The following is a 25,680-nucleotide window of genomic DNA, read 5'->3' as shown; positions in this document are numbered from 1 at the left end:
GCCGGTCACCCGGTAGTCGGAGCGGGCGCCGGTCCTTGGAGAACATGATGCGGGGCGCAGAACGGCAGGGAGCGGCGGGCGTAGGAGACAGCGGCCACGATGAGCCCGATCCCGAGGCCCGCGAAGGCGAGACCGCCGAACAGCATCATCCAGGTCAGGCTCTCGACGCTGAAGGGCGGCACGGCGGCCACCCCCGGCAGGACGCCGATCGCGGTGAGCGCGGTGTAGCAGATGAGCAGCACGCCGTACACCGACAGGGTGCCGGCCGTCAGCCAGGCGGGGATCAACGGCAGCAGGCGCGGCACCCGCCGTCCGGCCAGCACCGGCGTCCAGCGGGGGAAGACCTGCCCCCACCGGTACATCAGCCCGGTCAGCAGGAAGACGCCGAGCAGCGCGGCCAGCACGGTCACGTCGATTCCCGCCGAGGCCAGCGCCGCCGACACGCCCTCCTTCTCGGCGGCCATCACGCGCTGCCACGCCGCGCTGGACACCCCGAGCGCGTCGCCGCCCAGCAGCCAGATCGTCTTGACCCCCGCCCATGGCAGCAGGCCGCACATCAGTGCGTAGACCGCCACCCGTGTCCGTGCGGAGGCGCGCGTCGGCACGGGGTGGGTCAGCGGCCCCTCGCCCTCGTGCCGGCCGCCGCACGCCGGACAGCGGCCGCGCAGCCGCCTGCCGTACGGCACGGCGGCTCTCAGCAGCAGGACCGCGCCCACGGCGTTCAGCACCACCTGCGCCAGCTCAGGGACGCTCGCCACCCCCTCCAGCGACATCAGCGTGACGAAGATCATCGGTGCGCCCGCCGTTCCGGTGGCGAAGGCGGCCAGGGCCACCGCGAACGTCGCCATCACGACCCTGCCACCCTGCCTCGCCCGGCCCGCCAGGGCGGCCAGTACGGCGAGCGCGGCCAGCAGCAGGTGGACCACTGGCGGGTAGGTCTCCTGCATCGCCCACACCACCGGGGTTCCCGTCAGGATCCACCCCACCTGCGTGACCGCGTACACGCAGGCCCAGATCATCAGCGCGTTCATGCCGTCCAGGGTCGTGGACGCGGGGCCGGACGACCTCCCTCCGCGGGGCCATCCCGCTCCCCCGCAGGGGGGAAGCCGCTCACCCGCGGGCGAGGAGGGTCGGTCCGGATGTCCAACGCAGTAGTCTGAGGTCATGACGAAGGCTCGCCCCTGCTCGATCGCGGACACCCTCGCCGTGGTGGGCGAGAAGTACTCGCTGCTGGTGCTGCGCGAGGTGTTCTTCGGGGTGCGGCGCTTCGAGGCGATGGTGCGCAACATCGGCGCGCCCCGCGACATCCTGGCGGCCCGGCTGCGCAGGCTGGTCGAGGCGGGGGTGCTGGAGAAGGTCGCCTACAGCGACCGGCCGCGCAGGTACGAGTACGTGCCCACGGAGGCCGGGCTCGACCTGCAGGGCGTGCTCCACCTGCTGCGGCAGTGGGGCGACAGGCACCTGGCCGAGGCGCCGCCCGTCGTGTTCGAGCACGCGTGCGGCGCGGCCCTCGACCCCGTGGTGACATGCGCCTCCTGCGGCGAGGTGGTCAGGCCCGGGTCGCAGACCGCCCACTTCCAGGTGGAGGGCTGGGGCCTGGCGGGCGAACGCCCCGCCGAATCGGCTGCTGGAGCGCAGTCGAGCCCTTCGCAGGCCGTTCTCGGTTAGAGTTCCGGGTGAATACGGTCATGCCGGGCGAAGGACGGTCGGTTGGGACGGCGGGAGCACGAAGGCGAGGGGGCAGCGACGGTGGGATCGCCGCTGGCTCCTGACGACCCGGTCTCGATCGGGCCCTACCGGCTGGAGTCCCGTCTGGGCTCAGGCGGGATGGGCACGGTCTTCCTCGCACTGGCGCCCGACGGGGCCAAGGTCGCGGTGAAGTCGATCAGGCGCGACTTCGCCGCCGACCCCGTCTACCGGGCGCGCTTCCACGAGGAGGTGTCCAACGCCAGGCGGGTGGCCTCCTTCTGCACCGCCCGCGTGCTGGACCACGGCGACGACGACGGCCTGCTCTACCTGGTCACCGAGTACATCGACGGCGTCTCGCTGGAGGACCATCTCATCGAGCACGGCGCGCTGTCGCCCTCGGTGCTGCATTCGGCGGCGGTCGGGGTGGCGGCGGCGCTCACGGCGATCCACGCGGCCGGGCTGGTCCACCGCGACCTCAAGCCCGCCAACGTGATGCTGACGCTCGCCGGGCCGCGCGTGATCGACTTCGGTCTGGCGCGTTCCACCCAGGTGGGCTCGCGGCACACCAACGTCGGCCTGGTCATGGGCACGCCCGGATGGATCGCCCCCGAGCAGGTCTTCGAGGGGCGCACCAGCCCGGCGGCCGACGTGTTCGCGTGGGGCTCGCTGATCGCCTACGCGGGGCTCGGCGGGCATCCCTTCGGCTCGGGCGACGCCTATGTGATGGCGGCGCGCGCCCGCACCGCGCCCCCCGACCTGCGGGGGCTGCCCGCACCGCTGGACCGGCTGGTGGCCGCCGCGATCCATCCCGACCCCGCGCGCCGTCCGCAGGCCAGGGAGCTGCTGCTGGAGCTGGTGGGCGCGCCCGACGTGGCGGGGGCGCAGCTGGCCGCCACCCGTCACCTGACGAACTCGTGGAACCCCGCCGACTTCGGGGTACGGCAGCCGCCGCCCCCTCCCGGCTGGACGCCGCCGCCCGACCCCCGCCCCTCCGGCGCGCCGCACGGGCCGCGTCCGCGCGCCCAGCAGGCCCCGCCCCCTCGCGGGCCGCACCCCGCCCCCGACCACCAGCCCCGGCCCCAGGACCGCCAGCCGGGACCGCACCCCGTCGCGCCCCCACCGCCGGACCGCCAGCCCGGGCCTGCCGACCGTCGGCCCCGGCCGACCGCGCCTCCGCCGGGTCCGCAGGTGCCGCAGGTGCCGCCGGCCGAGACGACGATTCCGCCCACCCGGCGTGGGCCGGTCCCCCATGGCGCCAACCCCGCGGAGACCACGGGCCCCGGCTCGCTGGCCGCCTACCACGGCACCGGGCAGGGGCCGCGCCCGCCGTACCACACGACGGGTCAGGGCCCGCTGCCCCGGCCGCCCGCGCGCAGGGGCGGGGTGCTCACCGGCTGCGTGGTCGCGGCGGCCATCGTGGTGGCCATCGCGCTGCTGCTGATCATCGCCATCACGTGGATCTTCAAGCCGCCCGCCATCGGGGCGGAGGGTCCGGTGCAGGACGGCAAGCTGCGCTTCACCGTGGTCGGGCACAAGTGCGCGAAGGCGGCGAAGGCCGCGACCGTGCGCCAGTGCAGGGTCACGCTGAAGGTCAGCAACATCGGCCAGGAGGGCAGGGTCCTCTACCCCGGCCAGCAGAAGCTGCTCGACGGCGACGACGTCCCGCACGCCGCGGCCCAGTTGCTGGACGAGGACGGCAAGCAGATCCAGCCGATCAGGATCGGCCCCGGCGAGTCGTTCACCGGCGGGCTGGTGTTCGAGCTGCCCAAGGCGGCCGACGCGGCCGAGGTGGAGCTGCACGACTCGGGGCTGAGCCGCGGCATCAGGGTGACCTTGGGCTAGGCGTCCTCAGCCGCCCGCGCGAGGAGCGTGGCCTCGGTGATCGGGTTCTCGTGCGTGCCCTCCGAGACGCAGGCGTGGGCGCCCGCGATGGCGCCGAGGCGCGCGCACGCGTCCGCGGGCTCGCCGCGCAGCATGCCGTACAGGAAGCCGGAGACGAAGGCGTCGCCCGCGCCGTTGGAGTCGGCGACCGGCGCGGGCAGCGGCGCGGCGGGCACGGCCCGCACGTCGTCGTCCCCGGTCAGCACGAGGCAGCCGCGCGCGCCGTCGGTGCAGACGACGGTGTGGGCGCGTCCGTGGCGCCTGATGTGGCGCATGACGGCGCGCGGGTCCTCCAGCTTGGTGGCCGACAGGAAGACCAGGTCGGAGCCGTAGGCGAAGTCCTTGTGGTAGTCGGCGGCGCCGTCCCAGTCGTGCAGGTCCGTGGAGATCGGGACACCGTCGAGGTCGGCGTAGACGTGCCGGGCGAAGTCGGTGATCGAGACGTGCACGTGGCGGGCGGGGTGCAGGTAGAGCTCGCGCGGCAGCCGCTCGCCCGCCACGCCGCGCGCGTCGTAGAGCGAGGTGCGGCGGCCGTCGGGACCGACGAGCAGGAGGCTGCGCCTGGTGCCCGCGGCCGACTCCGCCCACGCGAAGTCGACGCCCTTGGCGGCCAGGTGCTCCCTGATGAGCCTGCCCTGGGGGTCCTCGCCGATCAGGTCGGCGAACCTGGTGCGCAGCCCGAGCGCGGTGCAGCCCAGCGCAACGCCGGAGCCGGTGTTGCCGATGCGGTCGACGACCGGGGGCACCTGGTAGGTGTCGGCGTACGGCAGCGGCAGCTCGGGCACGTAGGCGGTGGAGTCGACCCCGGCACCGCCGATGACCAGCACGTCGTACATTCCTCGCCCTTCCACGAACGAACGCCTCAGCGATTGACCAGCGGACCCGAGCCCGTCGAGCCGCGGACCACCAGCTCGGGCTGGAAGATCAGCTCGAGATGCCGCCCTGGCGTCCCGTTGACCTCCTCCAGCAGCGTCTGCACGGCCGCCGACGCCATGGCCCCGATCGGCTTGCGGACGGTGGTCAGCGGCGGGTCGGTGAAGGCGATCAGCGGCGAGTCGTCGAACCCGACCACGGACACCTCCCCCGGCACCGACTTGCCCCGCTCCCTGCACGCCCTGATCGCGCCCAGCGCCATGAGGTCGCTGGCGCACACGATGCCGGTGCAGCCGCGGGCCAGCAGCTGCGCGGCGGCGGCCTGCCCGCCCTCGACGGAGAACAGCGAGTGGGTGATCAGGTCGTCGACGTCGTGGACGCCCAGCAGCTGCGCCATCGCCTGCTGGTAGCCCTCGATCTTCCTGATCACCGGCACGAACCTGCGCGGCCCGACGGCCAGGCCGATGCGCTCGTGCCCGAGGTCGACCAGGTGTTGTACGGCCAGCCGCGAGGCGAGCCGGTCGTCGGGCGAGATGAACGGCGCGGCGACGTCGGCGTTGTAGCCGTCGACCAGCACGATCGGCAGCCCGCGGTCGGTCAGCCTGGTGTAGCGGTCCATCCGCGCGGTGGTGTCGGCGTGCAGGCCCGAGACGAAGACGATGCCGCTGACGCCCCTGTCGACCAGCAGCTCGGTGAACTCGTCCTCGGGCGCGCCGCCGGGCAGCTGGGTGCACAGCACCGGCGTGTAGCCGTGGTGGGTCAGCGCCTTCTCGATGGCCTGCGCGAAGGCCGGGAAGATCGGGTTGTCCAGCTCGGGGGTGACCAGCCCGATGAGCCCGTTGCTGCGCTGGCGCAGCCGCTGCGGACGCTCGTACCCCATCAGGTCGAGCGCGGTCATGACGGCCTGGCGGGTCGCGGAGGAGACCCCCGGCTTGCCGTTGAGCACCCGGCTGACGGTGGCCTCGCTCACCCCTGCCTGGGCGGCGATGTCGGCGAGACGGGCGTGACCGTTCATGGTGGACACTTTACGCAACCTTGGCCCGCCACCACGTGGCGGAATCGGGAGCGAGCCAGCCCTCCTCGACGGGGCCGCTGGACAGCACGGGCGTCCCCTCGACGGGGCAGGCGATCTTCTCGGCGGTGAGGTTGACCGTGCACACGAAGCCGTCGTCGCGGCTGAAGACCAGCGTGCCGGCGGGCGAGTCGTGCCAGCGCAGGTCTCCCGACACGGTACGGCGCAGCCGCATCGCGTCGCGGTAGAGGGAGAGCATCGAGCCGGGGTCGCCGGTCTGGGCCTCGACCGACAGGCCGGCCCAGTCGCCGGGGACCGGCAGCCACGGCCGGCGCCAGCCGTACCCGTCGGAGGAGGTCCACGGCAGCGGCACCCTGCAGCCGTCGCGGCCGCTGTCGGGGTCGCGCAGCCGCTGGGGGTCGAGGCAGACCTCGGCGGGCAGGTCGAGCACCTCGGGCAGGCCGAGCTCCTCGCCGTTGTAGACGTAGGCCGAGCCGGGCAGCGCGAGCATGAGCAGCGCGGCGGCGCGGGCCCTTCGCAGGCTGCCGTAGCGGGTGACGTGCCGCTTGACGTCGTGGTTCGACAGCACCCAGGTGGAGGGGGCGCCGACGGAGTTCGCGGTCTCCAGCGACTCGGTGATCACCTCGCGCAGCGCGGCGGCGTCCCAGGGCGCGTTGAGGTAGTGGAAGTTGAAGGCCTGGTGGAGCTCGTCGTCGCGGACGTAGCGGGCCAGCCTGGCCGGTGTCGGCGCCCACGCCTCGGCGACGCCGATGCGCTCACCGGGGTAGGAGTCGAGGATCCTGCGCCAGGAGCGGTGGATGTCGTGGACGGCGTCGTTGTCGAAGTACGGCACGACGTCGTTGCCGATGAGGCGCACCTGGTCGGCGTGGCCGATGTCGGGCAGCCCCTCGGGCTTGACCATGCCGTGGGCGACGTCGACGCGGAACCCGTCGACGCCCAGGTCGAGCCAGAAGCGCAGGATCGACTCGAACTCCGCGCGCACCTCGGGGTTGTCCCAGTTGAGGTCGGGCTGCGAGGAGTCGAACAGGTGCAGGTACCACTGGCCGTCCTCGACCTGGGTCCAGGCGGACCCCCCGAAGATCGACTCCCAGTCGTTCGGCTCGTCGCGGAAGATGTAGCGGTCGCGGTTGTGGCCGCGCAGCGCCTCCTGGAACCACGCGTGGGCGGAGGAGGTGTGGTTGGGCACCACGTCCACGATCACCCTGATGCCCAGGCCGTGCGCCTCGTCGATGAGCGCCTTGGCGTCGGCCAGCGTGCCGAACAGCGGGTCGACGTCGCGGTAGTCGGCCACGTCGTAGCCGAAGTCGGCCATCGGCGAGGTGTAGAAGGGCGTCAGCCAGATGGCGTCGACGCCGAGGTCGGCGAGGTATCCCAGGTGGTCGCGCACGCCCCGCAGGTCGCCGACGCCGTCGCCGTCGCCGTCGGCGAAGCTGCGCACGTACACCTGGTAGATCACCGCGTCCCGCCACCAGCGGGTCGGCGTCGAAGAGTGGGTCATGTGACATCCCCCGGATACAACGGACAGGTCCCGCCACGCGACGGGACCACTCCCTATTGAAAGGGCTTGCCGCAAGTTTACGCAAGCCTTTCCAAAGTGGGATTTTTCGCAATAAGTCGAGGCTGGGGATGGTTGCGGGCATACCAAAACCCGGTCAGGAAGGGACAGAAGGCGGTGGAACGCGGGGTCCTCGAACCGGAAACCCGACGGTTGCCGATTTTCCATGTCAAGTATGGACACCGGGGGTGAACACGCGATGTACTACCTCAACATTCAGCCCCGTCACAGGTGACGTCTCATGCCCGCCAAGCAGCGATGACTCCCTCAGCCCCGGGAGCCTGATGGGTATCGACAAGCGTGGAGCAGACCATGAGCACGGTCGTCCTGGACAAGGTAACCAAGGTCTACCCCGGGGGGTACCTGGCGGTCGACCGGATGAGCCTGCGCGCCGCCGACGGGGAGTTCCTCGTCCTGCTCGGGCCGTCGGGTTGCGGCAAGTCGACATTGCTGAGGATGATCGCAGGCCTGGAGGAGGTCACCGACGGTGACCTCTGGCTGGACGGCCAGCTCGCCAACCACCTGCCCCCGCGCGACCGTGACGTCGCGATGGTCTTCCAGAACGGCGCGCTCTATCCCCACCGCACCGTGCGCGGCAACATGGCCTTCCCGCTGGAGATCGCCAAGTCCGATCCCGCGATGGTCAGGGAACGCGTGACGGAGCTGTCCAAGGCCCTGCACATCGAGGAGACCCTGGACCGCAGGCCCGGCACGCTGTCCGGCGGCCAGCGCCAGCGGGTGGCCATGGGCCGCGCCATCGTCCGCCAGCCGAAGATCTTCCTGATGGACGAGCCGCTGTCCAACCTCGACGCCGGCATGCGCACCGAGCTGCGCATGGAGATCTCCTCGCTGGTCCGCTCGCTCGGCGTCACCACCGTCTACGTCACGCACGACCAGGTCGAGGCGCTGACGCTGGCCGACCGCATCGCCATCATGAACAGGGGCGTGCTGCAGGACGTCGGCACCCCCGGCCAGATCTACAACGACCCCGCGACCGCCTTCGTGGCCGCCTTCCTCAGCTCCCAGCAGCTCAACCTGCTGCCGGCGACCGTGCGCACCCCGCAGAACCAGTACGTGCTCCTCGACTTCGGCCCACACCAGTTGGTGATCCCGTGGAGCGATCCCAGGGCGTACGCGATCTCCCAGCACACCGGCGGCCAGATCATCGTGGGGCTACGGCCCGACGGGCTCGCTCCCGTCCAGGAGTCGTACGAGGGGCCGAGCTTCTACGGCAGGGTCAGGGCGCTGGAGTACCACGGGCACGAGTGGCTGGCCTACGTCGAGTGCGGGGTGCCCGGGGTCGCGGTGCCCGAGCCGCCCGACCCCCGGCGCAACGCCAACGGTCACGACCACGGCAACGGCGGGCTGCGGGGAATGGTGCGGCGGCTGTTCGCACCGCCCGTTGAGGAGCACGCGGCGCAGGAGCAGGTCGGCCAGCACCTGCGCGACGGCCACCACCGCAGGGCCGACCTGATCGTACGGCTCGGCGTGCGGCCCGCGTGGCGGACCGGCGACCCGGCCAAGATCGGTGTGGACATCAGCAGGCTCATGCTGTTCAAGCTGGACGGCGCGCGCATCGACCCACCCCGCCGCTGACCTGCCGGGGTGGTCCTGTGGGGCCCGCGCGGGTGGCGGCCGCTGCCCTGAGACCCGCGCGGGCGGCTGGCGGCTGTCAGTCGGCGACCGGCTCGAAGCGGGCGGTCATGCGGGAGACGATCTCGACGATGCGGGCCGTGCGGTCGAGCTCGGCCCGGTGGAAGGGCGGTCCGTCGCAGCGGGCGACGACGACGTGCGTGGCCCCGCTGGTGACGGGGAGGACCATCAGGCGGTGTTCGCCTTTCACGAGGGAGGTCGCTCTGGGCGGGAGCTCCTCCAGGTCGAAGGCGAGGGGCGCGGCGGGGCTGGAGTGGCGTACGACGCCGTCGGCCAGGGCGAGCGCCCATTCCCCTCCGCACAGCGACGGCAGCGCGTCGACCATGGTGGCAAGACCCCGTGCGGGGTCGGTGGCGACGTGCAGGAGGAGGTCGTGGTCGGGCGCTGAGCCCGGGACCTCCCTGGTCGGCCAGACGCCTTCGACCCGCGTCCCTGGAACGGCCGACAGCCTGTCACGCACCGAGGCGGGGGTCGCGGCGCCGGGCCACGAGACGATGAACTCGTCCACCGCTCTGCCCGTCTCGCGTTCGAGCACGGTCACCTGCAGGATGTCGGCTCCGAGCACCCCGAGTGCCCTTGCCACCTGACCCAGACCGCCCGGGCGGTCCGGCAATGAAACCCTGAGTCTCAGCAACATCGCATCTCCCCCTTTCGGAGGCTCAACACAGTGCCGCAGGGAGATTTCGCGCGCGTTTCCGGGCTATGTCCAGAATGATGCCCCATCACCCGTTTTGTCGACAGTCCCGTGGCGGTCGGCCCTCCAGTGCGTTGGAAAACCAAATGATATGGTGCATCCAGTTTTCCAACCTACTAGGAGGCGCGATGCGTGATGCCGTGATCGTGCAGGCCGTACGGTCGCCGATCGGCAGGGGCAAACCCGGCGGCGCGCTGGCGCACGTCCACCCGGTCGAGCTGCTGGCCCACACCCTGCGCGCGCGCATCATGACCACCCTGGTCCACGCCATGCGGCAGCGGGGCTCCCGCTACGCGCTGCAGACCATGTGCGAGGCGGGCGGCCTCGCCAACGCCACCATCCTGGAGCGGATCCAATGAAGATCGACGACAGCGTCGCCCTCGTCACGGGCGCCAACCGCGGGCTCGGCGCGGCCTTCGCCCACGCCCTCCTCGATCGCGGGGCGAAGACCGTCTACGCGGCCGTCCGCGACCCCTCGACGGTGACCGACCCGCGCCTGGTCGTCGTACAGCTGGACGTCACCGACCCCGCCCAGGCCGCCGCGGCCGCCGAGCGGTGCGGCGACGTCGACCTGCTGATCAACAACGCGGGCGCGCTCGGCCTGCCCGCGGTGGAGATGGCGACGAACTACCTGGGGGTGAGGGCGGTGAGCCGCGCCTTCGCCCCCGTGCTGGCCCGCAACGGCGGCGGCGCGCTGGTCAACATCCTGTCGGTGCTGTCGTTCATGACCTTCCCCCAGGTGGCCACGTACGCGGCCTCGAAGGCCGCCGCGTGGTCGCTGACGAACGCGCTGCGGATGGAGCTGCGGGAGCAGGGCACGCTCGTGACGGGCGTCCACGCCGCCTACATCGACACCGACATGGCGGCCCGCGTCACGGCGCCCAAGCTCACCACCGCCGAGGTGGTCGCGGCGACGCTGGACGGCGTCGCAGCGGGCCTGACCGAGGTGCTGGTCGACGAGCTGAGCAGGAACGCCAAGGCCGCCCTCTCGCAGCCGCCCTCCTGAGGCGGCTCAGCGCTGGTAGGCCCCGGCGTCGGGCGCGGCGCCGAGGGCCTTGCCCGCGAAGTCCTTGGTGATGGCGGCGCCGCCGTACCAGGCGGGGCTCAGCACGGCGGCGCGGCCCAGGGCGGGCGAGCCCGGACGCAGGCGCAGGTCGGTCCTGGAGACGAAGCGCGGGTCGGCGACGACCGAGCGCGGGCCGAGGGTGAAGCGCTTCTTCCTGCCCAGGTAGACGCTGCCCGCCTCGTCGGCGCCCTTGCCGTCCTCGAAGCCCATCTCGCCGCCGACCGCGATCACGTTGTTGCGCAGCTTGAGGATGCTGGGCGAGCACCCGTCGTGGCACGACCAGCCGAGGGTCTTGGACGCGGGCAGGTACACCGAGTTGTGCACGGCGATGGTGCCCTTCACCGGGCCGACGATGTGTCGCGCGCCGCGCGTGACCAGGAACGAGCCGAGCTTGCGGCTGGAGGTCACCACGTTGAAGGCGAACACGTTGCCCGTGGCCGTCTTGCCCTTCTGCGCGCCGAGCTCGGTGAAGGTGACGTTGTCGCGGGACAGGTTGTGCGTGATCCGGTTGCGGTCGCCGTTGAAGATCTCGACGGCCGCGCCGTCGAAGCCGTAGTCCTTGCTGGTGGCGTAGCTGCCGGTGATCGTGTTGCCGGTGATGAGGTTGTCGTCGCCGTTGACCAGGACGCCGAAGGCGCCGGAGTCGTTGTCGCCGCCGTCGTCGTCGACGCTCATCCGGTTGTTGCCGGCGAGCGTGCTGTCCTTGACGGTGTTGCGGCTGCCGCCGGGGCCGATGTGGACGCCGGCGATGTTGCGGTCGGCCGCCACGCCGACGAGCTCGTTGCCGTCACCGTTGATCTCGAACCCGGACCACTGGCAGTTGCTGGCCCTGATGCCCGTGACCCGCCAGTAGTTGCCGCTGATCACAACGCAGGGCTGCTCCTGGCCGCCGAGCTTGGGTGCGGCGCCCTTGCCGTACGGCTGGAGCACGATCGGCCTGGCCGCGCTGCCCTTGGCGGCCAGGGTAAGCGTCTCGCTCCAGCTGCCGCCCCGCTTGAGGTTGACCGTGTCGCCCGGCTTGAGGGTGGCGGCGTTGAGCGTGGCCAGGCTCTTCCACGCCGTGGCCGCGCTGGTGCCGGCGGCCGCGTCGTCGCCCGCCCTGGAGTCGACGTAGTACGTCGTCCCGGCGGTGCCGCTCTCCAGAGGTCCGGCGGGCAACAGCAGCAGGGCCACGACCAGCGACTTCATCGGCGCACCACACCTATCTAGTTGAAAAAGGGATCGTCAGGTGCAATACCGTAGCGGGATCATGGCCGTACGGCGAGACGCCAGACCTTGAATGACGGCCCATCTCCGGGTAGGACCATGGAGTCAAGGTCGTCGGCGCCGTACAGGCCGCGTGCGGTGCCCTCCAGCGGCAGTGCCAGCGGCTCGCCCGGCGCCCTGCGCGCGCACACCAGCAGCGACTCCCGCTCGGTCTCCCGCAGGAACACCAGGCAGTCGGCAGAGGCGTGCGCCCAGCGCAGCCCTCCCCTGCGCAGCGCGGGCTCGGCCCTGCGCAGTCCCAGCAGCGCGCGGTAGGCGGCGTGGGTCTGCTCGTCGCGGTCGGCGGGCCGCTGCCACGGCATTGGGGTGCGGGAGTACTCGCCGTTGTCGCCCCTGAGCCCGAACTCGCTGCCCGCGAACACCATCGGCGTGCCCGGCAGCATGGCCTGCAGGCCGAGCGCGACCAGGTGGCGTGCGGGCGAGCCGGTGACGGTGCGGATGCGGGAGGAGTCGTGGGAGTCGAGCAGCTGCCAGGAGTGGACGAGCGAGCGCCACGACATGTGCGCGGCGAACTCCCTGAAGGTGGCGACGGTGGCGACGCCGTCGCGGGCGGGCACGCCGCCCGGCACGCCGAGGAAGTGGGTCAGATCGAGCGACTCGCCGCGCAGCCACGCCCACACCGGACGGGTGAAGCCGCCGTAGTTCATGGTGCCGTGCCAGCCGTCGGCGTCGAGGTCGGCGGAGGCGTCGTGGTTGTGCTCGGCGATGAAGGCGGCGCCGCGCGGCCTGAGGAGCCTGGCCACCTCGTGGTTGTGGTCGTCGGCGCCGCGCCTGCCGGTCATGTTCGCCACGTCGACGCGCCAGCCGTCGAGGGCGCCCAGCCACCTGGTCATGGCGGCGGCCATCCGCTCGCGGACGAGAGGGCTGGCCCAGTTGAGCTTGGGCAGCGTCTTGACGCCCCACCACGCCTCGTAGTCGCCGCTGTCGGCGTCGAAGTAGTACATCTCCCGCTCGGGCGCGTTGACGTCGGAGACGGCGGCGGTGAACCACTCGTGCGAGTCGCCGGTGTGGTTGGTGGTGATGTCGCCGAGCAGCCGCATCCCGCGCTCGTGCAGCGCCGCCGAGAGCCGTTCCAGTGCCTCGTCGCCGCCGAGCAGCGGGTCGACGGCGTCGAAGCCGGCCGCGTCGTAGCGGTGGTTGGAGCGCCCGGGGAAGATCGGCGTGAGGTAGACGGTGTCGGCGCCGAGCGCCTGGATGTGGTCCAGGTGCTCGACGATGCCGTCGAGGTCGCCGCCGTAGAACTGCTCGGGCGTGCCCGGGCCCTCCCCGATGACCTCGTCGGTGTCCCACTCGGCGGGCAGCGCCCAGGCGGGCGGCTCGCCGTGCTCGCGGCCCGAGCGGGCGAACCGGTCGGGGAAGATCTGGTAGACGATCGCGTCGGCCATCCAGGCGGGCGGCGCCTCGTGGGCGACGAGCCTGAAGTCGGTCGCGTCGCTCACGTCGTGGGCGACCAGGCCGCGCGCGGTCAGCCACCGCTGGCCGTCCGGCGTCAGGAGCAGGAAGCGGTACGGCACGACGGGGTTGGCCGCCGTGATCGTCGCCTTCCACCAGGTGTCGGCAGCGCCGTACCCGCCGAGGCCCTTCCTGGACGGATCGGGCTCGGCCGCGGCGTAGCGGGGCTCGCCGTCGTGGACGGCGCGCACGTGCGCCGCTTCGAGCGCGAAGCCCGCCGGCACGCGCAGCCACACCGTCACCTCCTCCCCCATGTTGGGGGTGAGGGTGGAGACGTAGAGGGACGAGCCGTCGTGGTGCGGCTGGTCGAGCAGATGCACGGAACGTCCTTACCCCTTGACCGCGCCCGCGGTCAGCCCGGAAACGATGAACTTCTGCAGCCAGAGGAACACGCCGACGGTCGGCACGGCCGTCAGCAGCGTGGCCGCGGCGAACATGCCGAAGTTGGCGTTGCGCCCGTCGCCGCCGATCATCCCGTACATGCCCACGGCCAGCGTCTTGCTCTCGGGGTCGCGCAGGAAGATGTTGGCCATGAGGAACTCGCTCATCGTGCCGATGAAGGCCAGCAGCGCGGTGACGGCGAGGATGGGCGTGACCAGCGGCAGGATGATCTTCCAGAAGATCTGCGCGTGCGTGGCCCCGTCGACGGTGGCCGACTCGTCGAGCTCCTTCGGGATGGTGTCGAGGAAGCCCTTCATCAGCCACGTGTTCACGCCCAGCGCGCCGCCCAGGTAGAGCAGCAGGATGCCCCAGGTGGTGTTGAAGCCGAACGCCGGATACAGCTCGGTGACCCTGGTGAAGATCATGAAGATCGTCACGATGGCCAGGAACTGCGGGAACATCTGGATCAGCAGCAGTGCCAGCAGGCCGATCCTGCGACCGGAAAAGCGCATGCGGCTGAAGGCGTAGGCGGCGAACATCGACAGCAGCAGGCTCGCCGAGGAGGCCGCCAGGGCGATGAACACCGAGTTGAGGAACCAGCGGCCGAACGGATAGATGTCCGAGCCGAACAGCTTGACGAAGTTGTCGAGGCTCGCACCGTTGGGCAGCAGGTCGGAGGAGGCGAGCGTGCCCAGCGGGTTGATCGCCGCCGAGACCACGAACAGGATGGGGAACAGCGCGAACGCGCACACCAGCAGCACGTAGGCGTGCCTGAGAGCGAGCTTCATGCGTACACGTCCTCCTGCTTGCGGGTCCGCCTGAACGTGATCGCCGAGATGGTGGCCACGATCGCGAAGATGAACACCGACATGGTCGCCGCCAGGCCGAACTGCGCCGAACCGGTGCCGAACGCGAGCCTGACCGTGTAGCTGATCAGCAGGTCGGTGCCGCCCACCGTGGGGCTCTCGGCGGGGAAGGGCCCGCCGTCGGTGGTCAGCGCGATCGCGTTGTAGTTGTTGAAGTTGAAGGCGAACGAGGAGATCAGCAGCGGGCTGAGCGCCACCAGCAGCAGCGGCAGCGTCACCTTGCGGAAGGCGTAGGACGGCGGCGCCCCGTCGATGGAGGCCGCCTCGGTCAGCTCGCGCGGGATCGCCTGCAGCGCGCCGGTGGTGACCAGGAACATGTACGGGAAGCCCAGCCACAGGTTGACCAGGATCACCGCGACCTTGGCCGAGACCATCCCGCCCATCCAGTCGACGTCCAGCCCGAACAGGTTGTTGATCAGGCCGAAGTCGCGGTTGAACATGTCGCGCCAGACCAGCAGCATCGCGAACGCGGGCATCGCGTAGGGCAGGATCAGCGCGATCCGATAGATCTTCGTGCCGCGCATCTTCGGGTGGTGCAGCGCCAGGGCCACGGACATGCCGAGCGCGAACGTGCCCAGCACCGACAGCAGCGCGAAGGCCACGTTCCAGGTGAACATGCCGAGGAAGTGGGCCGACAGCGACGGGTCGGTGACGACGCGGGCGAAGTTGGCCAGCCCGACGTTGACCTGCCAGCCCTGCGCCAGGTGCTCGCCCTTGGCGTTGACGAAGTAGCCCTGCGACTCGTCGGCCTTCCAGAGGTCGCCCTCGCCCTTCACGCAGTCGCAGGCGGCGTCGTAGGCCAGCGCCGCCCTGCCCTCGACCGCGCGGCTCAGGCCGTTGGCCTTGATCAGGCCGCCCGAGGTGGGCACGGCCAGCTCGGCGATCTGCTTGGCGCGGGCGGCGGCCTCCGGTGCCTTGAGCACGGTGTAGCCGGGCGCCTCCAGGACCTTGCCGGTCACACCTAGCTTGGCGCCCTGGACGGGGGCCAGGCCGTCGGCGCTGCCCTCCTGCACCTGCTTGGACTTGGGGTCGACCAGGAGGAAGACGAGGGCGTCGCCCCTGAGCGCGGCGCTGAGGCCGTACTCGGGCGAGCCGGGCGCCTGCCGTACCGAACCGGTCTCGATGGCGGTGATCGCGGCGGCCTTGTCGCCGCGATGGCCGTCGCCGAAGTTGGTGAACGAGGTGCTCACGGTGTAGAGCACGGGGAACACCTGGAAGGCGATCAGGAAGACCGTGCCGGGGACGAGATACTTGGCCGGCACGAAGCGCCGGGTCAGGTACAGGTAGCCGATGACCGCGCTGGCCAGGCCGAGCAGGGTCAGCGAGACCCACGACTCGGCCGCGACCAGCGGCGGCACGGCGTAGAGCAGGATCGCGGCGGCCACGGCCAGCACGGCGATCCTGCTCACCACGAACGCGGTGGTCAGCTCGCGACGGGGCCGCGGAGTGGACCTGACCTCCGCGGCCTCACGCACGTCCAGGGACATCGGCTAGTTCTTCAGCGAGCCGTCGATGGTCTTCTGCGCCGACTCGGCGGCCTTGACCGGGTCGCTGCCCTTGACGACGGCGGCCTCGGCGATGCCGAACGGCTCCCAGATGGCCGACATCTCGGGGATGGCGGGCATGGGGATGCCGCCGGCGCCCGCCTCGATGAACTTGCCGGCGTCGGGGTCGGCCGCCTTGACCGCGTCGAGCGCGGCGGTCAGGGCCGGGGGACGCGGGTCGGCGTCGTAGAGGGCCTTGGCGACGTCGGCGTTGGTCACGTAGTTGGTGACGAACTCCTGGGCCAGGGTCTTGCTGGCGCCCTTGGCGGCGACGAAGAAGGCCTGGACCCCCACGAACGGGGTGGCGGGCTTGCCGTCCTTGAAGGCGGGCACGGCGGTGATGTCGTAGGCGACGCCGCTCTTCTTGACGTCGGCCATCGCCCACGGGCCCGAGACGAGGAAGGCGCACTTGCCGCCGGCGAAGGTCGGGATGCTGTTCTCGTTGGTGAGGGAGGTCTTCAGCGCCGCGTCGCCCTTCTCGCCGAGCTTGGCGAGCTTCTCGAAGGCGGCCTGCGACTCCTTGGAGCCGACCAGCACCTGCTTGGGGTCGGGGTCGCCGGCCGAGGTGGTGCCGAAGATGGCGCCGCCCGCGGAGGAGAAGAGCGGGTAGACGTGGTAGGCGTCGCCCTTGGCGGTGACGGGCAGGCAGAGCACCTCCTTGACCTTGCCGGCCTTCTTCAGCTCCTTGCCCTTGGCGATCACGTCGTCGAAGGTGGCGGGGGCGTCGGGGGCGAGCTCGGTGTTGCGGATCAGCGCGACGTTCTCCATCGCGTACGGCGCGCCGTAGATCTGGCCGTTGAAGGTGACGGCCTTGAGCGCGATCGGCGAGAAGCTCGCCTTCTGCTCCTCGGTCAGGTTGACCGGGTCGATGGCGCCGTTCTGCACCAGGTTGCCGATCCAGTCGTGGGCGCCGACCGTGATGTCGGGACCGCTGCCCTGCTGGGAGGCGGTGAGGAAGGTCTGCTGGTTGTCCTTGCTGATCTCCTTCACCTCGACCGTGACACCGTTCTCGGTGCCGAACTGGTCGGCGAAGGGCTTGAGCGCCTTGGTGCGGTTGGGGTCGGCCCAGATCACGAGCTTGCCGCTGCCCTTGTCGGCGGGGGCCGAGGCCGTGGCCGAGGTCGCCGAGCTCGGCGCCGCTGACGGCGCGGGCTCTGAGCCGCCGCACGCCGTGGCGCCGAACGCCACGGTCGTCAGCGCGGCAACACCCAGTGCTCGGATGCGCATGGGACCCTCCTGAGGTCAAGCGGCGCATGTGGGGATCGCCGCTGAAAGATCCTGAAACAGCCGCCTTTGCGGCTTATGTTTCGGGGACGTTAGCGAGTCTTTGCAAGAATTGGAAGAACTTGCGGAGGAGAGTTACCTCACCGCTACCTGTGCTGAAGCGGCATATGGGGGACGCGCGAGACGATCCACACTTTTGCAACTTTCCGAAACTTGCGCTTGACCGTCTTCACGGGGGATCCTTCTCCCGACATCGTGGACATCAGGGAAGGACGGCTTCATGCTCGGCAACGACGACTGGTGGCGCGACGCCGTCGTGTACCAGGTGTACCCCCGCAGCTTCGCCGACGGCAACGGCGACGGCACCGGCGATCTGATCGGGCTGCGCGAACGCCTGGGATACCTGTCGCAGCTCGGCGTGGACGCCATCTGGCTGAGCCCCTTCTACACCTCGCCACTCAACGACGGCGGCTACGACGTGGCCGACTACCGCGACGTCGACCCGCGCTTCGGCACGCTCGCCGACTTCGACGTCATGATCGCCGACGCCCACGCGCTGGGCATCAGGGTGATCGTGGACATCGTGCCCAACCACACCTCCTCCGAGCACCCGTGGTTCAAGGAGGGGCTGCGCGACCGCTACATCTTCCGCGACGAGCCGAACGACTGGGAGTCGATCTTCGGTGGGTCCGCCTGGACCCAGGTCGAGGACGGCCCGTGGTACCTGCACCTGTTCGACCCGACCCAGCCCGACCTCAACTGGGAGCACCCGGCCGTCCGTGAGGAGTTCCGCCAGGTGCTGCGCTTCTGGCTCGACCGGGGCGTCGACGGGTTCAGGATCGACGTGGCGCACGGCATGGTCAAGGCGGCGGGGCTGCCGTCGGTCGGCCCCAAGGAGGGGCGCCAGGCCGAGATGCTGGGCGACGAGAGCGTGCCGTACTTCGACCAGGACGGCGTGCACGAGATCTACCGCGAGTGGCGGCCCATCCTCGACTCCTACCCGGGAGGGCGGATGGCGGTCGCCGAGGCGTGGGTGTCCTCCCCCGCCAGGCTGGCCCGCTACATCGGACCCGACGAGCTGCACCAGGCCTTCAACTTCGAGTTCATGATGGCCGCCTACGGGGCCAAGTCCTTCCGCGACGTCATCGACAAGGCGCTGGCCGAGGCCGAGCTGGTAGGCGCGCCGACGACATGGGTGCTGTCCAACCACGACAAGCCGCGCCACGTGACCAGGCACGGCAGCCTGACCCGCGCCCGCGCCGCCACCCTGCTCATGCTGTCGCTGCCGGGCTCGGCCTACCTCTACAACGGCGAGGAGCTCGGCCTGCCCGAGGTGCTCGACCTGCCCGACGAGCTCAGGCAGGACCCGGCCTTCCTGCGCACCGGCGAGAGCCGCGACGGCTGCAGGGTGCCGCTGCCGTGGACCGCCTCCGACGGGTACGGCTGGCAGCGGCCGTGGCTGCCGATCCCCTCCACCTGGGGGCCGCTGAGCCATGAGGCGCAGGAGGGCGACCCTGACTCGACGCTCGCCTTCTACCGGGCCGCGCTGCGGCTGCGCAAGGAGCACCCCGCGCTCGGCGGCGGGGAGCTGGCCTGGCTCGACTCGCCGAAGGACGTGCTGGCCTTCCGGCGCGAGCCCGGCCTGCTGGTGCTGGTGAACTTCGGCGAGGACCCCGTTCCCGTCACCGGGCGCGTCCTGCTGTCGAGCGGCCCGCTGACCGCCGACGGCTCGCTCCCCACGGACACGGCGGTGTGGGTGGCCACGGAGGACAGCCCGCTCGGCTGAGGCCCGCCCCGCCCCCTCGCCTCCGACCCCGCCCTCTCAGTGGCAGGATCGCGAGGCAAGGGGCTGGGGTGAAGGAGGGCCGCGGGCGGTGGAGACGCATGACGTCGTCGTGGTCGGGGCGGGCGCCATGGGCTCGGCGGCGAGCCGTGCCCTGGCCGCCGCGGGCCGCCAGGTGGTGGTGCTGGAGAAGTACGAGCTCGGCCACCACCGGGGCGGCTCCCACGGAGGAACGAGGCTGTTCAGGCTCGCCGTCGACGACGAGGACTACCTGCTCAGGGCGCGGCAGGCCGGGTTGCTGTGGGCCGAGCTCGAGGCTGAGTCCGGCCGGCGGCTGCTCGAACCCACCGGCGGCCTCGACCACGGTGTCGACGAGCGGACCGTCGAGCGGTTCCGCGCCCTGTTCTCCCGCCACGGCGTCGCCCACGAGGTGCTCGACCCGGCGCAGGCCACCGAGCGGTGGCCGGGCATGCGCTTCGAGACCCGCGTGCTGTACCAGCCGGGGTCGGGGCGGCTGCTCGCCGACCGTGCCGTCGCGGCGATCCAGCGGCTGGCTCGCGAGCGCGGCGCCGAGTTCCGCCCCACCTGCCCGGTGACGTCGCTGCGCGTCCTCAGGTACGGCGGCGGCGTCGCCGACGGCCTGGTGGAGCTGGACACGCCGGACGGGGCCGTGCGCGCCCGCCAGGTCGTGGTCACGGCGGGGCCGTGGGCTTCCCGACTGCTCGGCGGGCACCTCGACCTGCCGGCCATCGTGGCGACCCAGGAGCAGCCCAGGTTCTTCGCGCCCCGCGAAGGCGCCGGACCATGGCCGAGCTTCGTGCACTGGCGGCAGGGGCCAGACGCGCTGTCGGCGGCAGGAGCGTACGGGCTGTTCGAGCAGGGGTCGGGCGTCAAGGTCGGGCTCCACGGCACCGGCCCGGTCGTCGACCCCGACCGGCGCGACTTCACCCCCGAGTCGCGGGCCGACCAGGCGCTGCTTGCCTACGTCAGGGACTGGTTCCCCGGGCTGGACGTCGCGGCCTCGACGCCGATCAGCTGCCTGTACGACAACACCGCGCACGACACGTTCGTCATCGACCGGCGGGGGCCGATCAGTGTCGCGACCGGCTTCTGCGGGCAGGGATTCAAGTTCGTCCCACTCGTCGCGCGCTACCTCACGGACCTGGTCACCGGCGAGGGCACGGCGCCGGACTCCTACGCGCTCAAGGCCCACACCATCGAGGCCTGATCCCCCTTACAGTCTTCCCGAACGCCTTCCGAGCACAGTGGGACGGCTGCCGGACACCTACCGGAACACTTCCTGCCACCCACAGGACGGCTTCCAGACACCCGCCGGACCGCTCCCCGACACCTACAAGACCGCTGCCGGACACCCACAGAATCACTGCCGGACGCCCGCGGGACCGCTCCCGGACACCCGCCGGACCACTCCCGGACATCCACGGGACCGGCGGAAGGATGACCTAATCTTTTCCTCTTTGCGGCTTTTGGGGAAGTAGCCGCTGGTTACCCTCGTGGGCGTGTCACGCATGTGGGCCAGCTCCCTCCGCGGACGGGTCACACTGATCGCTGTGGCCGTCGCGGCATTCGTGCTGATTCCCGCAGGAGTGACGGGTGTCCTGGTGACGCGGTCCCTCGTGAGCAAGGGCCTGTGGAAGGACACCGCCGACGCCGGCTCCGCGGTCACCGCGGCGCTGCGCGAAGGGCATCTGGTCACCGGCCGGATCCCCGTCACGGTCGACCAGGTGAACCTGCTACAGGTCGTCACCAGGGGCGGCAGGGTGGTGGCGTCGAGCAGCGCCGCCGACCGCCTGCCGCCGCTCGCGAACGTCATGCCGCGACCTGACCGGCGCGTCGTCGACCTGTCCGACTGCGGCGCGGCGGGCTGCGTCTACCTGACCGCGATCAGGCTGTCGACCGCTCCCGACTCGATGGTGGTCTACGCGGCGCGGCCCACGCCCGGCGTGCTGGCCACCCGCGCGCTGGAGATCGCCGTCGCCGCCCAGGTGGCCCTGGTCGTCGCGCTCGTGGGCTGGGTGACGTGGCTGGTGACCGGCCGCACGATGCGGCCCGTGGCGACGATGCTCACCGAACTGGACGCGGTCAACGCCACCGACCTCAGCAGGCGGGTGACCGTACCGGAGGGGAAGAACGAGGTGGCGCAGCTGGCCAGGTCGATCAACAGCACCCTCGACCGGCTCGAACGCTCGGCCGAGCAGCAGCGGCAGTTCGCCTCCGACGCCTCGCACGAGCTGCGCACCCCCATCGCGGGGCTGCGGGCCCAGTTGGAGAGCGCCCAGCTCTACCCCGAGGACACCGACCTGGAGGCGCTGGTGGACAGCGCCCTGCACGACACCGACCGGCTCGAGGCGATCATGACGGACCTGCTGCTCCTGGCCAGGATCGGCTCGCGGGTGGACGTGGCCAAGGAGCGGATCGACCTGACGAAGCTGGTACGCGAGGAGCTGTCCGGCCGCCAGGACAAGATCCCCGTCCGGCTGCAGATGACCGAGGGTGTCGTGGTCGAGGGCGTGCTGATGCAGCTGCGCCGCGCGCTGACCAATCTGCTGGACAACGCCCAGCGCCACGCCGAGAGCTCGGTGGCCGTGTCGCTCCACAGCGACGGCGACTTCGCGGTGCTGGCCGTACAGGATGACGGGGCGGGGATCTCGCCCGCCGAGCGCGAGCGGGTCTTCGAGCGCTTCACCAGGCTGGATGCCGCCCGCAGCAGGGACGCGGGCGGCACCGGGCTCGGGCTGGCGATAGTGCGTGACGTGGCGGTGGCGCACCGCGGGGACATCAGGGTGGACGACAGTCCCCGCGGGGCGCGCTTCGTGCTGAGGCTGCCGCTGGCATGAAGCGCGCCCACGCTGCCGGAGGGGACGGGTCAGACGGCCGTCATCTCGCGTTCGGCCGCGGGCGGCTGCTTCTGCTCCACCTCGTCGTCCAGCAGCGTCGCCTCATCGAAGGGAGCCCGCCCGGCCAGGACCTCGCCGGCGCGCTCCTTGTCGAACTCGCCCGTCCAGGTGCCGATCAGCACCGTCGCGACGGCGTTGCCGGCGAAGTTGGTCAACGCCCTGGCCTCCGACATGAAGCGGTCGATGCCGACGATGAGGCCGACGCCGTCCACCAGGTCGGGCCGGTGGGACTGCAGGCCGCCCGCGAGCGTGGCCAGGCCCGCGCCCGTCACGCCCGCCGCCCCCTTGGAAGCGATGATCATGAAGAGCAGGAGCGAGACCTGCTCGCCGATCGTCAGCGGCGCGCCGGTGGCCGTGGCGACGAAGAGCGTGGCCATGGTCAGGTAGATCGCGGTGCCGTCCAGGTTGAAGGAGTAGCCGGTGGGCACCGTGATGCCCACCACCGGGCGGGAGACGCCGAGGTGCTCCATCTTGGCGATGAGCCTGGGCAGCGCGGACTCCGACGACGATGTCGACAGGATCAGCAGGAACTCCCTGCCCAGGTAGCGCAGCAGCGACCACAGGTTGATCCTGGCCACCGCCCACAGCAGCGGGCCGAGCACGACGGCGACGAACAGCAGGCAGGTGGCGTAGAAGCCGACCATGATGACGGCGAGCGACTGCAGGGCCTTGATGCCGGTGGAGCCGACGACGGCGGCGATCGCGCCGAAGGCGCCCACGGGCGCGGCCCACATGATCATGGCCAGAACTCGGAAGACGAGGCGCTGGACATGCTCGACGCCCCTGAGGATCGGCGCCCCCTTGGCCCCCATGGCCTGCAGCGCGAAGCCGACCAGCAGCGCGACGAGCAGCGTCTGGAGCACCTGGCCCTCGGTGAAGGCGGACACCAGCGTGGTCGGGATGACGCCGAGCAGGAAGTCGACGGTGCTGGCCTCGCCGCCCTTGGCCGCCTCCGCCTCGGCGGCCTGCTTGGCCACGTCGGTCAGCTGCAGCCCGGCGCCGGGGTCGAGGATGTTGCCGACGACCAGGCCGATGCCGAGCGCGACGGTCGACATGAGCAGGAAGTAGCCGATCGCGAGGCCGCCCACCTTGCCGACCTTGGCCGCCTGGCTGACCGAGCCGACACCGAGCACGATCGTGCAGAAGATGATGGGGCTGATCATCATCTTGATCAGCGCGACGAACGCCGTGCCGAGGGGCTTGAGCTCCTTGCCGACCTCCGGTGCGACGAAGCCGACGACGACTCCGGCCACCGCGGCAAGGATCACCGCCAGGTACAGGTACCGTGTGCGGTCACGCATGAGGTATCTCCTTGAACGCTTGGCTGCTGGTTGTGCGAATATGCGCCCGTGGAGTGACACAGGTCACTATTGCGTAAGTTTCGTTCACTGGAGAGAGAAGGCGGCTGTGCGGAACTGGAGCCTGGCCAGGCAGATGCTGGTCCTCCAGCTGGCGGTCGTGGTGGTGACGCTGACCGGTGCCGTGGCGCTGATGCTGGTCGAGACCCGCGACCTGCTCACCGCGGAGGCCGAGGGCAGCGCACGGGCCGTGGCCGTCAGCGTGGCCAACTCGCCCGACGTGCTGTCGGCGCTGGGCGAGGCCAATCCGTCCGTACGGCTGCAGCCGTACGCCGAGCGGGTGCGCGCCGGCACGGGCGTCGACTTCATCACGATCATGGACACGCGTGGCCGCCGGTACACCCACCCCAACCCCGGGCGGATCGGCGGGCTGTTCCTCGGCCACATCGACCGCGCGCTGCGGGGCGAGACGTTCACCGAGACCTACACCGGCACGCTCGGGCCGTCCGTGCGGGCGGTCGCGCCGGTGAAGGACCCGGCCGGCGCCATCAGGGCGCTGGTCAGCGCGGGGATCACGGTCGAGCGGATCGACGCCAGGCTGCGCGAGCAGCTCTCGTGGGCGGGCCTGGTGGGCGCGCTCGGGCTCGGGGTGGCCGCGGGCGGCACGTGGCTGGTGGGCGCCAGGCTGCGCCGCCAGACGCACGGGCTCGGGCCGGTGGAGCTGGGACGCATCCACGAGCACCACGACGCGATCCTGCACGCGGTGCGGGAGGGGCTGCTGCTGGTGGCCAGGGACGGCACGCTGACGCTGTGCAACGACGGCGCCCGTACGCTGCTCGGCCTGCCGTCCGACGCCGAGGGCCGCCACGTCGCCGACCTCGGCATCGCCGATCTCGTCGCCTCTCTCCCCGACGATCCCCGCCCCGCTCCAACACCCCGGCCGACCACCCCCGGCTCCTCCCCTCACTCCCAAGGGACAGAACCGAAGCCCCCGCCCGCACTCCCCCACCCCGGGAAACCGGAGAGCCCCGGCTCCCCTGCTCTCCAAGAAGCGGAACCGGAGTCCCCTTCCTCCCAAGAGACAGGACCGAAGTCCCCGCCCGCACTCCCGCGCCCGACGGAACCGGAGTCCACGGCTGGGAATCTCATGGAGGACAGGGTGCACCTCGTCGGCGACCGCGTGCTCGTCGTCAACGCCGCCCCCAGCAGGCTCGGCACCGTCGTCACCCTGCGCGACCGCACCGAGCTGCAGGCTCTCACCGGCCAGCTCGACGCCGAACGCGGCTTCGCCGACTCGCTGCGGGCGGCGGCCCACGAGTCCGCCAACCGCCTGCACACCGTCATCACCCTGGTCGAGCTGGGCCGGACCGAGCAGGCAGTCGCCTTCGGCACCGCCGAGCTCAAGGCCGCCCAGGAGCTCACCGACAGGGTGGTCGGCGCGGTGCGCGAGCCCGTGCTCGCCGCTCTGCTGCTCGGCAAGTCGGCCGAGGCCGCCGAGCGGGGCGCCGAGCTGGTCATCACTCCCGACAGCGAGCTGGACGATCTGGGCCTCGATCCCCGTCAGGTGGTGACGATCGTGGGCAACCTCATCGACAACGCGATCGAGGCGGCAGGGAGGGTCGAGGTGCACCTGCACGCCGACGAGGAGAGCCTCGTCATCAGGGTGGCCGACGACGGCCCAGGACTGGCCGACACCGCGGCGTTCGCGAAGGGCTGGACGTCCAAGGGCGACGGCCGCGGCCTGGGTCTGGCCCTGGTCGGGCAGGCGGTGCGGCGGCTCGGCGGCACCATCGAGGTGGCGGGCTCCACCTTCACCGTGACGGTGCCCCGATGACGATCACCGTGCTCGTCGTCGAGGACGAGGAGATCACCGCCGAGGCCAACCGCGTCTACGTGGAGCGGGTGCCGGGCTTCACTGTGGCCGGGGTGGCCAGGTCGGGCGGGGAGGCGCTGCGTTTCCTGAGGTCCACGCCCGTCGACCTGATCCTGCTCGACTTCTACCTGCCCGACATGCACGGGCTGGAGGTGTGCAGGGCGGTCAGGGCGGCGGGGCTGTCGTGCGACGTGATCGCGGTGACCTCGGCCCGCGACCTGGCGGTGGTGCGCAACGCCGTCTCGCTCGGCGTCGCGCAGTACCTGCTCAAGCCGTTCACGTTCGCGACCCTGCGGGAGAAACTGACGCGTTACGCGGAGTTCAGGGCCGGTGAGGGCGAGGCGACGGGGCAGGGCGACGTCGACAGGGCCCTGGCGACCCTGCGCGGCGGGCCCTCGGGCCTGCCCAAGGGGATGACGCAGGACACCCTCGACGCGGTGGCGGCCGAGCTGCGCAAGGCGGCCAAGAGCGCGCAGGCCGTGGGCGCGGCGATCGGCGTGTCGCGGGTGACCGCCCGGCGGTACCTGGAGCATCTGGTGGAGACGGGGGCGGCCGACAGGGTCCCGCAGTACGGCGGGGTGGGCAGACCTGAGCTCCTCTACCGGATCCGCACGCAACGTTAACAGGGAGT

Annotated in this window: 21 protein-coding genes; 10 read left to right on the top strand and 11 right to left on the bottom strand. The window is 71.3% G+C overall.

The genetic code is table 11. From position 1 onward, the window contains the following. Positions 1-5: 5 nt before the first annotated feature. On the bottom strand, positions 6-1,031 hold the full coding sequence (locus ACFXJ8_RS13955) for a hypothetical protein (RefSeq protein ID WP_379644242.1): 1,026 nt from the start codon (positions 1,029-1,031) through the stop codon (positions 6-8). 133 nt (positions 1,032-1,164) lie between these two features. On the opposite strand from ACFXJ8_RS13955, the gene ACFXJ8_RS13950 reads away from it, so the two are divergent. After that, a complete protein-coding gene (locus ACFXJ8_RS13950) occupies positions 1,165-1,668 on the top strand; it encodes a winged helix-turn-helix transcriptional regulator (RefSeq protein ID WP_379644241.1) in 504 nt (167 codons plus the stop codon). Positions 1,669-1,749: 81 nt separating this feature from the next. After that, positions 1,750-3,531: a serine/threonine-protein kinase gene (locus ACFXJ8_RS13945; protein ID WP_379644240.1), complete on the top strand. Its 1,782-nt coding sequence runs from the start codon at positions 1,750-1,752 to the stop codon at positions 3,529-3,531. Here ACFXJ8_RS13945 and ACFXJ8_RS13940 read toward each other — a convergent pair. Genes ACFXJ8_RS13940 through ACFXJ8_RS13930 form a run of 3 tightly spaced genes read right to left on the bottom strand, consistent with a single transcriptional unit; the run spans position 3,528 to position 6,974 of the window. Then, positions 3,528-4,406, bottom strand: coding sequence for a carbohydrate kinase family protein (locus tag ACFXJ8_RS13940; protein ID WP_379644239.1), 879 nt, complete (start codon positions 4,404-4,406; stop codon positions 3,528-3,530). The genes ACFXJ8_RS13945 and ACFXJ8_RS13940 overlap by 4 nt on opposite strands. Before the next feature lie 26 nt (positions 4,407-4,432). Next, entirely contained in the window at positions 4,433-5,458 is a 1,026-nt protein-coding gene (locus tag ACFXJ8_RS13935) for a LacI family DNA-binding transcriptional regulator (RefSeq protein ID WP_379644238.1), read from the bottom strand. A gap of 10 nt (positions 5,459-5,468) precedes the next feature. Beyond that, a complete protein-coding gene (locus tag ACFXJ8_RS13930; protein WP_379644237.1) occupies positions 5,469-6,974 on the bottom strand; it encodes a glycoside hydrolase family 13 protein in 1,506 nt (501 codons plus the stop codon). A gap of 369 nt (positions 6,975-7,343) precedes the next feature. On the opposite strand from ACFXJ8_RS13930, the gene ACFXJ8_RS13925 reads away from it, so the two are divergent. Continuing rightward, complete coding sequence (locus ACFXJ8_RS13925; RefSeq protein WP_379644236.1) at positions 7,344-8,627, top strand: ABC transporter ATP-binding protein; 1,284 nt, start codon at positions 7,344-7,346, stop codon at positions 8,625-8,627. Positions 8,628-8,703: 76 nt separating this feature from the next. On the opposite strand, the gene ACFXJ8_RS13920 is transcribed toward ACFXJ8_RS13925, so the two are convergent. Next, positions 8,704-9,267, bottom strand: a complete 564-nt coding sequence (locus ACFXJ8_RS13920) for an amino acid-binding protein (protein ID WP_379644235.1) — start codon at positions 9,265-9,267, stop codon at positions 8,704-8,706. Positions 9,268-9,506: 239 nt separating this feature from the next. On the opposite strand from ACFXJ8_RS13920, the gene ACFXJ8_RS13915 reads away from it, so the two are divergent. Together ACFXJ8_RS13915 and ACFXJ8_RS13910 are read left to right on the top strand one after the other, a co-directional pair. Further along, complete coding sequence (locus ACFXJ8_RS13915) at positions 9,507-9,737, top strand: hypothetical protein (RefSeq protein ID WP_379644234.1); 231 nt, start codon at positions 9,507-9,509, stop codon at positions 9,735-9,737. Next, on the top strand, positions 9,734-10,384 hold the full coding sequence (locus ACFXJ8_RS13910; protein ID WP_379644233.1) for an SDR family oxidoreductase: 651 nt from the start codon (positions 9,734-9,736) through the stop codon (positions 10,382-10,384). Before ACFXJ8_RS13915 ends, ACFXJ8_RS13910 begins: the two co-directional genes overlap by 4 nt. A 6-nt stretch (positions 10,385-10,390) precedes the next feature. On the opposite strand, the gene ACFXJ8_RS13905 is transcribed toward ACFXJ8_RS13910, so the two are convergent. The 5 genes from ACFXJ8_RS13905 to ACFXJ8_RS13885 are packed head-to-tail and all read right to left on the bottom strand — an operon-like array spanning position 10,391 to position 17,180. Continuing rightward, a complete protein-coding gene (locus tag ACFXJ8_RS13905; protein WP_379644232.1) occupies positions 10,391-11,632 on the bottom strand; it encodes a hypothetical protein in 1,242 nt (413 codons plus the stop codon). Positions 11,633-11,691: 59 nt separating this feature from the next. Next, positions 11,692-13,482: a glycoside hydrolase family 13 protein gene (locus ACFXJ8_RS13900; RefSeq protein ID WP_379644231.1), complete on the bottom strand. Its 1,791-nt coding sequence runs from the start codon at positions 13,480-13,482 to the stop codon at positions 11,692-11,694. Positions 13,483-13,491: 9 nt separating this feature from the next. Further along, positions 13,492-14,331, bottom strand: coding sequence for a sugar ABC transporter permease (locus tag ACFXJ8_RS13895; RefSeq protein ID WP_379644230.1), 840 nt, complete (start codon positions 14,329-14,331; stop codon positions 13,492-13,494). Then, positions 14,328-15,896 (bottom strand): ABC transporter permease subunit, encoded by a 1,569-nt coding sequence (locus ACFXJ8_RS13890; protein WP_379644229.1) that lies wholly within the window; start codon positions 15,894-15,896, stop codon positions 14,328-14,330. Before ACFXJ8_RS13890 ends, ACFXJ8_RS13895 begins: the two co-directional genes overlap by 4 nt. Positions 15,897-15,899: 3 nt before the next feature. Beyond that, entirely contained in the window at positions 15,900-17,180 is a 1,281-nt protein-coding gene (locus tag ACFXJ8_RS13885) for an extracellular solute-binding protein (RefSeq protein WP_379644228.1), read from the bottom strand. A gap of 277 nt (positions 17,181-17,457) precedes the next feature. Here ACFXJ8_RS13885 and ACFXJ8_RS13880 point away from each other — a divergent pair, with 277 nt between their 5' ends. The 3 genes from ACFXJ8_RS13880 (at position 17,458) to ACFXJ8_RS13870 (ending at position 21,818) form a co-directional block, all read left to right on the top strand. Next, positions 17,458-18,963: a glycoside hydrolase family 13 protein gene (locus ACFXJ8_RS13880; RefSeq protein ID WP_379644227.1), complete on the top strand. Its 1,506-nt coding sequence runs from the start codon at positions 17,458-17,460 to the stop codon at positions 18,961-18,963. 88 nt (positions 18,964-19,051) lie between these two features. After that, complete coding sequence (locus tag ACFXJ8_RS13875) at positions 19,052-20,188, top strand: FAD-dependent oxidoreductase (protein WP_379644226.1); 1,137 nt, start codon at positions 19,052-19,054, stop codon at positions 20,186-20,188. 343 nt (positions 20,189-20,531) lie between these two features. Continuing rightward, on the top strand, positions 20,532-21,818 hold the full coding sequence (locus ACFXJ8_RS13870) for a sensor histidine kinase (RefSeq protein ID WP_379644225.1): 1,287 nt from the start codon (positions 20,532-20,534) through the stop codon (positions 21,816-21,818). Positions 21,819-21,847: 29 nt separating this feature from the next. On the opposite strand, the gene ACFXJ8_RS13865 is transcribed toward ACFXJ8_RS13870, so the two are convergent. Next, a complete protein-coding gene (locus ACFXJ8_RS13865; protein WP_379644224.1) occupies positions 21,848-23,179 on the bottom strand; it encodes a cation:dicarboxylate symporter family transporter in 1,332 nt (443 codons plus the stop codon). A gap of 106 nt (positions 23,180-23,285) precedes the next feature. Here ACFXJ8_RS13865 and ACFXJ8_RS13860 point away from each other — a divergent pair, with 106 nt between their 5' ends. Together ACFXJ8_RS13860 and ACFXJ8_RS13855 are read left to right on the top strand one after the other, a co-directional pair. Beyond that, on the top strand, positions 23,286-25,010 hold the full coding sequence (locus ACFXJ8_RS13860; protein ID WP_379644223.1) for an ATP-binding protein: 1,725 nt from the start codon (positions 23,286-23,288) through the stop codon (positions 25,008-25,010). Then, positions 25,007-25,672, top strand: a complete 666-nt coding sequence (locus tag ACFXJ8_RS13855; RefSeq protein ID WP_379644222.1) for a response regulator — start codon at positions 25,007-25,009, stop codon at positions 25,670-25,672. Before ACFXJ8_RS13860 ends, ACFXJ8_RS13855 begins: the two co-directional genes overlap by 4 nt. Positions 25,673-25,680 lie beyond the last annotated feature (8 nt).

The sequence above is a fragment of the Nonomuraea sp. NPDC059194 genome, from assembly GCF_042754765.1.
Taxonomy (GTDB): Bacteria; Actinomycetota; Actinomycetes; order Streptosporangiales; family Streptosporangiaceae; genus Nonomuraea.
This window is presented reverse-complemented; position numbering and strand designations above follow the sequence as displayed.

What these genes read in the sequence shown, in the direction of transcription:
- ACFXJ8_RS13930 (WP_379644237.1), bottom strand. Translation starts at nt 6,974, where the DNA reads ATGACCCACTCTTCGACGCCGACCCGCTGGTGGCGGGACGCGGTGATC.
- ACFXJ8_RS13935 (WP_379644238.1), bottom strand. Translation starts at nt 5,458, where the DNA reads ATGAACGGTCACGCCCGTCTCGCCGACATCGCCGCCCAGGCAGGGGTG.
- ACFXJ8_RS13925 (WP_379644236.1), top strand. Translation starts at nt 7,344, where the DNA reads ATGAGCACGGTCGTCCTGGACAAGGTAACCAAGGTCTACCCCGGGGGG.
- ACFXJ8_RS13905 (WP_379644232.1), bottom strand. Translation starts at nt 11,632, where the DNA reads ATGAAGTCGCTGGTCGTGGCCCTGCTGCTGTTGCCCGCCGGACCTCTG.
- ACFXJ8_RS13880 (WP_379644227.1), top strand. Translation starts at nt 17,458, where the DNA reads ATGCTCGGCAACGACGACTGGTGGCGCGACGCCGTCGTGTACCAGGTG.
- ACFXJ8_RS13865 (WP_379644224.1), bottom strand. Translation starts at nt 23,179, where the DNA reads ATGCGTGACCGCACACGGTACCTGTACCTGGCGGTGATCCTTGCCGCG.
- ACFXJ8_RS13890 (WP_379644229.1), bottom strand. Translation starts at nt 15,896, where the DNA reads ATGTCCCTGGACGTGCGTGAGGCCGCGGAGGTCAGGTCCACTCCGCGG.
- ACFXJ8_RS13895 (WP_379644230.1), bottom strand. Translation starts at nt 14,331, where the DNA reads ATGAAGCTCGCTCTCAGGCACGCCTACGTGCTGCTGGTGTGCGCGTTC.
- ACFXJ8_RS13940 (WP_379644239.1), bottom strand. Translation starts at nt 4,406, where the DNA reads ATGTACGACGTGCTGGTCATCGGCGGTGCCGGGGTCGACTCCACCGCC.
- ACFXJ8_RS13915 (WP_379644234.1), top strand. Translation starts at nt 9,507, where the DNA reads ATGCGTGATGCCGTGATCGTGCAGGCCGTACGGTCGCCGATCGGCAGG.
- ACFXJ8_RS13885 (WP_379644228.1), bottom strand. Translation starts at nt 17,180, where the DNA reads ATGCGCATCCGAGCACTGGGTGTTGCCGCGCTGACGACCGTGGCGTTC.
- ACFXJ8_RS13955 (WP_379644242.1), bottom strand. Translation starts at nt 1,031, where the DNA reads ATGAACGCGCTGATGATCTGGGCCTGCGTGTACGCGGTCACGCAGGTG.
- ACFXJ8_RS13855 (WP_379644222.1), top strand. Translation starts at nt 25,007, where the DNA reads ATGACGATCACCGTGCTCGTCGTCGAGGACGAGGAGATCACCGCCGAG.
- ACFXJ8_RS13910 (WP_379644233.1), top strand. Translation starts at nt 9,734, where the DNA reads ATGAAGATCGACGACAGCGTCGCCCTCGTCACGGGCGCCAACCGCGGG.
- ACFXJ8_RS13950 (WP_379644241.1), top strand. Translation starts at nt 1,165, where the DNA reads ATGACGAAGGCTCGCCCCTGCTCGATCGCGGACACCCTCGCCGTGGTG.